Origin of the sequence: Methanosarcina sp. (assembly GCF_028693135.1) — an archaeon.
In the GTDB taxonomy this organism is placed as follows: domain Archaea; phylum Halobacteriota; class Methanosarcinia; order Methanosarcinales; family Methanosarcinaceae; genus Methanosarcina.
Genome location: NZ_JAQUVZ010000042.1, coordinates 22,952 through 30,913 on the forward strand (window position 1 = coordinate 22,952; position 7,962 = coordinate 30,913).

Sequence of the window (7,962 nt, forward strand, 5' to 3'; positions counted from 1 at the left end):
AACAGGATAAATTTTTCTTTTAATTCAATCTAAATTATATTAAATAGAATTACAGGTGATCGCTCTGTTGAATCGAAAATTAGTAATACTCTTTATGACCAGCTGCCTTATCCTGTCAGGCGTTCCTGCAGCTTTATGCATGAGTTCAGCACCAGCTGTTTATGTTGCAGGAGACGGCAGCGGAGACTTCAATTGTGATGGGAAAGATGACCATATCCAGATAAATCAGGCTCTCAAGTTCGTGGCTGAAAATTCTGCATATACAACTGTTTATCTCAAGGGACCTTTTACGTATCTCATTGACGATACTCTTCTAATTGGCAGCAACACTATCCTTGAGGGGGATTCCAGTGCAAAAATAAAGCTTGTCAGCAATGCTGGCTGGGAAGCCCGGAAGCCAATAATAAAGGAAAGAAGTACAGGCAGTAGCGACATTACCATCCGCGGTTTTGCAATCGACGGAAATCGGGAAGGGAACACGAATGTGATTAGTGGGAAAGGGTATTACAACCTTATCCACCTCAGCAGCTGTCAGAACATAAATGTGTATAATATGTATTTGACCAATAACCACGGAGATGGCCTGAAAACCGATAAATGCACCGGTGTAAAACTCTACAACAACAAAATATACCTGCTCGGGCACGACGGCCTCTATGCCAGCAGCTGTTCAGATGTAGAAGCCTACGATAACATAATAACCTGCAGGACAAATAGCGGCCTCAGGCTTTATAACACAAACGGAGCTAGCTTCCATAACAACGTTATTACATCAGAAGGTTCCGGAGGCGCAGGGATTGAAATCCAGAAGTACAACACTCCCACAATGGACGATATTGAGGTATATAACAACGTAATATACAAAACTGCTCTCGCCGGAATCTGGATTTTCGGTTCAGGGTCTTATTCCGTTTCGACGGCAAACGTCCACATCCACCATAACCAGATATACGACACCGGAACTAAAACCAGCAACAGTATCATCGGAGGTATCTTATCCAACGGGTTCGGGGGGCTCATTGAAAATAACGTGATCGATGGGGCCTATGGAGCTGGGATTGTCCAGAAGACTGTGTATTCTCCAGCCCCTTCGGGTTCAGGTATTGTGCTTACTGTTAAGGACAACATAATAACCAACACAAGAAGTGGGGCCGGAATATCTAACACGCTTACGAGCACTCACTCTTTCTCCGTGCAGAATAACTGTCTATACGGGAACACAGGTGGGAACTACAATAACGTTCAGGCTTCATCCACTATAGCGGCAGACCCACAGTATGTTGACCGAAACAACCACAACTACCATTTGATGTCAACTTCCCCTGCCATTGGAATAGGTGTATACGCGGGCACATCGCCAGTAGATACCAATCAGGCTCCTGTGATGAATTCCATTTCGGATGTTACTGTAGAGGCTGGAAAAAGCCTGATCTTTACAGTAAGTGCTTCGGATGCAGACGGAGACAGCCTCGCATACTCTGCATCAGGCATTCCTACAGGTGCGGCTTTTGATGGCAAGTCGGGGGTTTTCAGCTGGACTCCGGCTGCCGGACAGGAAGGGACTTACAGCTTAACCTTTGAAGTAAGCGATGGAAAACTGAAGAGTTCGGCTACAGCAGCTATAAGCGTTATTGCTCAGGAAAACTCCTCGCCCGCAGCAAAAGAGGTCTACGATAACCGCCTGCGTGAAGCTTCCCCTGACACAGTCTACCGGAGTTCGTCCTTTATTGATGTCGGTGGAATGAGTGTGGGACGGTACAGGGATGTAGTGCAGTTTGACCTGAGTGAGTATCCCAGTTATACTGAAGTTAGTAACGCAATCCTTTCCCTCTACTGGTATTATCCTTCAGGGACCTCAAGACCTGAAGATACTGTGATCGAGATTTACAGGCCTGCTGATTCATGGAATCCTGACTATGTGAGCTGGAATAAAAAAGACAAAGGTGTTGCATGGAAGAATGTCGGAGGAGACTGGTACGACAAAAACGGCGTCTTGCAGGGCAGCACCCCATACGCTACAATAACCCTTAAAGGCAGTGACCTTCCGGACAGCACATACCACGAAATTGATGTAACTGACCTGGTAAATGAATATACAAGCGGCAAATACGAAAATACGGGATTCCTTATCAAAGCCCGCACGGAAAACAACAATTACATTGCTTTTTACAGCTCCGAAGCCGGGAACGAAAACCAGAAACCCAGGCTTACCGTAACCGAACAAAAATCTGTGAACCCGGTTATTGATGTAACCCCGGCAATTGATGTTACCGTGACCGGGGCAATGGACAACCGCCTGCGTGAAGCCTCCTCTGACACAGTTTTCCAGAGTTCATCCTATATCGATATTGGTGGAATTAGTGGAGTTGGAAGGTATAGGGATGTAATGCAGTTTGACCTGAGTGAGTACGCAGATTTAGGGGACGTTAGTAACGCAATCCTTTCTCTCTACTGGTATTATCCTTCAGGGACCTCAAGACCTGAGGATACTGTGATCGAGGTTTACAGGCCTGCTGATTCCTGGAGTCCTGATTATGTGAGCTGGAATAAAAAAGACAAAGGTGTTGCATGGAAGAATACCGGAGGAGATTGGTATGATAAAAACGGCATCTTGCAGGGCAGCACCCCATACGCTACAATAACCCTTAAAGGCAGTGACCTTCCGGACAGCACATACCACGAAATTGATGTAACTGACCTCGTAAAAGAGTACGCCGGCGGCAAGTACGAAAACACGGGATTCCTGATCAAAGCCCGCACGGAAAACAATAATTACATAGCTTTTTACAGTGCCGAAGCAGGAAGTGAGAATCAGCGCCCGAAACTGAACTTGCAATTGAAACCATAATCAATTAGCAGATTAAGTTTCAGGAAAAATATTTCTACAGGGTGCAGGTGTGAGCATAAAAGGCCGTAACTGCTTTAAAGAATACAGTAACTGCTTTAAAGAATAATAACAGCCTTTAAAATAAAACTGCCTTAGAAAACCAGAATTGCTTACCCTTCATCCCTGTATATTCTTTCTGATAAATTGTTAGAAAACAGGTCTTCTGGTTTTCTAAGAGCCTGATTCTTTCTGTTTTTAATTTCCAAAATAATTTAATACTGAATAAATAATTTATACATCCTGTCTCCATACCCTCTTCATGACCCTTTCTCTATTGAGCCCTCTGGAAATGCCTGCAATAGATGGCATAAGAATTCCACTGAACTTCTATGTCGTGCTTGAGGAGCCAGCACTTCTTGCCGGTATGTCTTATCCCGGAATGCGTACTCCATGGGAAAATATTGGGAATGCTGGTTTCTCAGGGGTTGTTTGCCTGTGCGATTTAAAGGTTTCCTATAACCCTCATCCTCTCGAAGTACTGTTTTCCGCAGAGTTAGAAGATATGCACCACGGTTATCCGCCAATTAACCCTCAAATGCAGGAGGAACTTGTAAGAGAAGCAACTGAAGTAATAAGGCGAGAAGTGGATGCTGGGAAGGGAATTGTTGTCCACTGTATGGGTGGAATAGGCAGAACTGGCACTGTCCTTGGATGTGTACTCCGGGACCTTGGTTTTCGCGCTGATGATGTGGTTGACTATCTGGACAAAATAAACAGGTTTCGGGGTGTAGGGTGGCCAGAGGTCAAATGGCAGGAGGAAATGGTGCGAAAGTACTAACCTGTTCTGTGAAAATTTACCTGTTCTATGAAAATTAACGCTCAGTTGATGAATCCTTTCAGTCTTTAACATCCCCTTTATCCCCCTCTCTTTACCTCCACCTTGTATTTATATAGTTTTTATAATAAGGTCCTTGTATTTCTTTTTTAGCCCCTCTTTTATAGCTCCTTTTCACCCTTAGCTGCCAACTGATGAAAAAATTTAAGAACTTAATATTCGTATCTATACAGTGCAATTAAAATGTAAATGTTGGTGATAGCTATGGTAACAAGTCAAGAAAGACAGAGGGCTAATTTAAACCGGATGAAAGAAATTATGAAAGAAATTGAAAGCACTACAAACGACTCTGATTTAATAGCCGAATTAAATGAACTTTTAAGAAAACAATATCCTCTGTCTCTAAAATGGCATCTAGTCATGTTTAAAAGTGAAATCGATCGAAGCTTAGGGTATTTAGAAGACATAAGAAAAGAAGAAGTTAAGGTGGTGGGTGGGAGACAGAAACAAAGAAAGGAGCCAAAAGGAGGATTAAAGCGAGTTTACTATAAATCCTCTGAGATACCTGGCGCGTTTAAACTTGATTACAGTATAGTATATGATGCCGAAACAAACCAGTATAAATGGTTAAAGTGTAGCACCCCCAGAAATACAAGAGCAAAAGTTTTTACAATTCCAATATCTATGATTGGAAGCGGTAAACTTCAATGGAGTGAAGAGATAAAACAGAAATGGGGAGAAGACAGCATTGGACAAAGAGAATCAGTGGAAAGGGCTATTAATAATTAAAATACAAACCAGAGCATATATCAAAGACCCTGACCCCCTTCACCATTATGGGTTTTTTGAGAAATTGACCTGAATTACATGTTTGAGTTTTACTAATTATTTCTAAAACAGGGCTCAAACTGGAGATTAGATTTAAATGTGGAATCAATGCTCAGTACGGTCTAATCTCCAGCAAAGTCTCAAGGTACATACCTTATTCTATGTGAATTCAGGCAGAAATTTCCTTATTCAGGATATAAGCAACCATTTCGAGGTTCAGCTTGCTCTCCCTTGAAACTCTTTTCTCAATTTCTTCAGTGGATTTACCTTCGATTTTCATTTCTTTAATCTTTTCAATTAATGAGGATGGGACGCTGTAGTATTCGTTTATATCCTTCCTGTGCCCCCAGACATCTCCTTCGATAAGCTGGATTCTCTGCATCTGAAGGAACATTTCTATGGATTTTGAAACTGTACGCATGTATGATTTTGGTAACTGAATTACCTCAATCTTCGGGCAGGTTTCAACCAATCCAAAAATGTCCTTGTTAGAAGGTCTGAAAGCCAGGTGAACAATACGCTCATTCGGATTAAGTGTAAAGATTTCTTCTCTTGAACTAACTACTCTTATTCTCATGTTTTTCCCCACTGTAAAGTTTTTTTTTCTTTAAATCGTTTTTTTCTTTAAATCGTTTTTTGCTTTAAATCGTTTTTTGCTTTAAATCGTTTTTTCTTTAAATCGTTTTTTCTTTAAATTGTTTTATGTTTTTAATACAGTATGAACTACTTAGATTTATTATAAATAGTTATCTTATTGAACTAATATTATTTGGATAGTTTATTCCTTATATTACGTATATCTAATTATAGAAAATTACCTAAAAAAGCTTTAAATAGACTAAAATGACTTTATACAGATTATTTATAGATTATTTTTTATCTTTATTTTGATTTATGGCATATTTCTGATTTTAAATTTTTTTTATATCTATTGAAATTGTTCTGATAACTAATATCTGGTGTTCCACTACCGTTCATTATAAATTCCCCACTTAAGCCATACTTTCTTTCTAATAAATTTAGTTAATTTAATATGTTATATAGTTTGTTACTTTGCTTTCAGGTTCGACTTATTAAAAAAGAAGCTTATATGGGGGAAAAAGCTTTGCTCTCTTATGAAAGGAACACAATAAAAATACCAATGAGAGCTAAACTATTCAATTTTATTATTTTGAATCAATAAAAAAACTCCGAAATTAATGTGGTGTATGTTAAATTTAAATGTAGAGAAAAAAAGAAAAAATTTTGCTTTGAGTCAAAAGATAGGCTTACAAACAAAATGTGTATAGCCCGGCACGGATTCGAACCGAGGTTGCAGGATCCAGAGTCCCGCATGATTGACCACTACACTACCGGGCTTCGATGATTTTTCGCTGTGGGGCGGTGATTCATGCGCCTTGAAGCGTATCTTCTAAAGGAAGATTTTATATATATAACTTTCGGCTGAGCGCCCTTGAATTTGTCAAAAGTTCAATATATTGGGCAAATTGCCCCTCTCAAAAGCTTTCGTCTGACAGCTTGGGGGTCTGAAGAAGGGGATACTTCTGCCTTATCGGGTAGAAAATCCTAATTTTAAAAATTTTGATGTGAAAAAAAATGGTATTATTCTGGTCAAATAGATATTATCCCAGATATTATCCGATATTATCCCAGATATTATCCCAGATATTATCCGATATTATCCGGATATTATCTCAGATATCGACTCACAGGCTTTCTTCGGACTGGTTGAGGACAGCAGTCCACCACCAGCGGGCCATGTCTATAAGGTCTTTTGAGAACTGGCCGGAAAGCCTGTACTCCTTGTTTTTTATTGAAATAAGCCCGGCTCCCAGGAGTTTATTGCGCATTGCATAAAAAGAGGCACGACCGATCTGAAGTTCTTCCAGAATGGTCTTCCATTCATCGGTTCGGATTGCATTGCCTGCTGCCTGTCGCTCTTCAACCATTGACAGGAATTTCTGACCCCTTACAGTGGTAGCATCTTCCTGGAAAATACGCCTCATAAGATTGTAGTATGGGTCTCTTGAGTGCCCTATGCGGGCATTAGCATCCGATCGCACTACGATGGTGGTTGCGGTTCTTGGCGCGTTTTTCACAAGAGACATTGTATATCAGGCAATTGGGATTGAAGTGATAAGTTTTTCAGGCGGCGGAATCAGTGGATTTTTTCGTGGAAGCAACTATCTTCATAAGCAGATCTACATACTCTTCTCTTAAAAGATAAACCATTGGGGTTTTGTAGGATTCCTTATGTGCCCTCAGAATTCCAAGTTTCGAATGAATGTACCCTACCATGGATGCTACAGTATTTCTTGATACATTATATCTACTTGAAAGCATTTCATGTAGCTCGTCAATAGTTGCTTTCTTTACCTTGATGAAGATACACAGAATAGCCCTTCGATATCCACTGGAATCTACTTCAAGAAATTTCTCTAATCTGGATTTAATTTTAGCTCGGATGGATACCATAAATTACCACCTTTACTGATGTAGCAAACTATGTCAGTTATAATTCTATATATAGGTTTGTAAATTTATTCGTCCTGATGGGAATAGATCTTAAAGTTCCTGATCTTCAAGCAATTTAACGTTACTTCAAGTTCAGTCTTGTATATTAATATATCCTTTCTCCAATATATCGCTTTTTATGATCCATTTCCACGGCGCACTCTTTAATTTTTGTTTAAGTGTCCCTACGCGGAGGCATGATATTTATATTTTTGTTTTTAGCTATACTATTTTTGATAAAACTTTATTCCTTCTAAGCAAAAAAGTCTTTCTTTATGTTTCTCGCAAGGAGTTTGAACACTCCATTAATATATTTACTTAATAACATTATTATATTCTTCTGAACATATATATTAAGTTTGTGTTCAATTCACTAAAATGAGCAAGGTTATTTGATTAATATAATAAAGGTCTGGTTTTTATGTTCGTTCCTGATATTTTCTGTATTTTTTCAGGATTCTCTAAAATGTATAAAAACGTGAATATGTTAGTGTTTTCATGTATTCTTCATTCCTGGCCCCACATAACATTTGTTTTCATTAAGTAAATTGATTGCACACAAAAAAGAGGGTTAACAGTCTATTGTTGAAGAAATATGCGGCAACTTTATTTGGAGTTTTATTCAAAAGTTATATTTGGCTGTTCTGTGGGCTGGAAAAAGGCATAAGTAAGAAAATTATAGAGGTGTGTCAATTTAAAAAGGGGTGTGTCAATTTAAAAAAATAACTCATCAGGCTGTCTCAAAACTATACACGATCGTACATTTGGGTAAGAAATATCGAAATGCTTATCTTCTTTAAAAATAATTATTTCTTAAAAAGTATACTTTTCAAGAAATTAATACCAGTGTTTCACCATGTTCAAAAGGTACGATCAAAAGCAGCAATTTTTACTTCCATTTAACTTGGAAGAGTTTGTTCCTGAAAATCATATTGCCAGAGTGCTAAACGACATCATA

6 protein-coding genes and 1 tRNA gene are annotated in these 7,962 nt (G+C 39.1%); 3 read left to right on the forward strand and 4 right to left on the reverse strand.

The window, feature by feature from the left end:
* Nucleotides 1-94 precede the first annotated feature (94 nt).
* The 3 genes from PHF18_RS14540 to PHF18_RS14550 all read left to right on the forward strand — a co-directional run bounded on the left by PHF18_RS14540 (nucleotide 95) and on the right by PHF18_RS14550 (nucleotide 4,451).
* Complete coding sequence (locus PHF18_RS14540) at nucleotides 95-2,848, forward strand: disaggregatase related repeat-containing protein (protein ID WP_300104137.1); 2,754 nt, start codon at nucleotides 95-97, stop codon at nucleotides 2,846-2,848.
* Between the two features lie 298 nt (nucleotides 2,849-3,146).
* On the forward strand, nucleotides 3,147-3,665 hold the full coding sequence (locus PHF18_RS14545) for a tyrosine-protein phosphatase (RefSeq protein WP_300104127.1): 519 nt from the start codon (nucleotides 3,147-3,149) through the stop codon (nucleotides 3,663-3,665).
* A 261-nt stretch (nucleotides 3,666-3,926) separates the two neighbouring features.
* Nucleotides 3,927-4,451 carry a hypothetical protein gene (locus PHF18_RS14550; protein WP_300104129.1) on the forward strand — a complete coding sequence of 175 codons (525 nt, stop codon included), beginning with the start codon at nucleotides 3,927-3,929 and terminating at the stop codon, nucleotides 4,449-4,451.
* Nucleotides 4,452-4,659: 208 nt separating this feature from the next.
* Here the strand turns inward: PHF18_RS14550 and PHF18_RS14555 are convergent, their stop codons facing one another.
* The 4 genes from PHF18_RS14555 to PHF18_RS14570 form a co-directional block, all read right to left on the reverse strand.
* Nucleotides 4,660-5,067: a DUF1699 family protein gene (locus PHF18_RS14555; protein WP_300104131.1), complete on the reverse strand. Its 408-nt coding sequence runs from the start codon at nucleotides 5,065-5,067 to the stop codon at nucleotides 4,660-4,662.
* Nucleotides 5,068-5,776: 709 nt separating this feature from the next.
* A tRNA-Gln gene (locus tag PHF18_RS14560) sits at nucleotides 5,777-5,849 on the reverse strand.
* A 347-nt stretch (nucleotides 5,850-6,196) separates the two neighbouring features.
* Entirely contained in the window at nucleotides 6,197-6,598 is a 402-nt protein-coding gene (locus PHF18_RS14565) for a hypothetical protein (RefSeq protein WP_300104132.1), read from the reverse strand.
* A 37-nt stretch (nucleotides 6,599-6,635) separates the two neighbouring features.
* Nucleotides 6,636-6,965: a DUF2551 domain-containing protein gene (locus tag PHF18_RS14570; protein WP_300104133.1), complete on the reverse strand. Its 330-nt coding sequence runs from the start codon at nucleotides 6,963-6,965 to the stop codon at nucleotides 6,636-6,638.
* Between the last annotated feature and the right edge of the window lie 997 nt (nucleotides 6,966-7,962).

What these genes read in the sequence shown, in the direction of transcription:
- PHF18_RS14570 (WP_300104133.1), bottom strand. Translation starts at nt 6,965, where the DNA reads ATGGTATCCATCCGAGCTAAAATTAAATCCAGATTAGAGAAATTTCTT.
- PHF18_RS14545 (WP_300104127.1), top strand. Translation starts at nt 3,147, where the DNA reads ATGACCCTTTCTCTATTGAGCCCTCTGGAAATGCCTGCAATAGATGGC.
- PHF18_RS14540 (WP_300104137.1), top strand. Translation starts at nt 95, where the DNA reads ATGACCAGCTGCCTTATCCTGTCAGGCGTTCCTGCAGCTTTATGCATG.
- PHF18_RS14550 (WP_300104129.1), top strand. Translation starts at nt 3,927, where the DNA reads ATGGTAACAAGTCAAGAAAGACAGAGGGCTAATTTAAACCGGATGAAA.
- PHF18_RS14565 (WP_300104132.1), bottom strand. Translation starts at nt 6,598, where the DNA reads ATGTCTCTTGTGAAAAACGCGCCAAGAACCGCAACCACCATCGTAGTG.
- PHF18_RS14555 (WP_300104131.1), bottom strand. Translation starts at nt 5,067, where the DNA reads ATGAGAATAAGAGTAGTTAGTTCAAGAGAAGAAATCTTTACACTTAAT.